This is a genomic window from Mesorhizobium sp. M1D.F.Ca.ET.231.01.1.1 (assembly GCF_003999155.2).
Taxonomy (GTDB): Bacteria; Pseudomonadota; Alphaproteobacteria; order Rhizobiales; family Rhizobiaceae; genus Mesorhizobium.
In genome coordinates, this window is sequence record NZ_RZOZ02000294.1 from 1 (window position 1) to 280 (window position 280).

At 66.4% G+C, this 280-nt stretch carries 1 pseudogene; it reads right to left on the minus strand.

Going from position 1 to position 280, the window contains the following annotated elements:
- Positions 1 to 280: pseudogene (locus EN874_RS33370) on the minus strand (phospholipid methyltransferase); the annotation flags it as partial.

The window sequence follows — 280 nt, forward strand, 5'->3', positions numbered from 1 at the left end:
GGGGCAACGGCCGCCGAACGTAAACTGGTAAAGTGCCCCGCCCGGCCGTAGATTGGCAAAGACACCTTCCAGTATCGCGAAGGTTCTGCGCGGCGATATCAGCCGGAACGGCAGCCCGCTGACCGCCGCGCCGACGACCGGGCCGTCGAACAGCGTCAGGTGGCGCAGGCCGACCACATCCATTTCGAATATGCGGGCAGCCGGGAAGCGGCGCGTCAGCAAAGAGGCGAAGTCCGGATCGGCCTCGACCAGCGTCAGGTTCCGTTCCTGAACGCCGCGC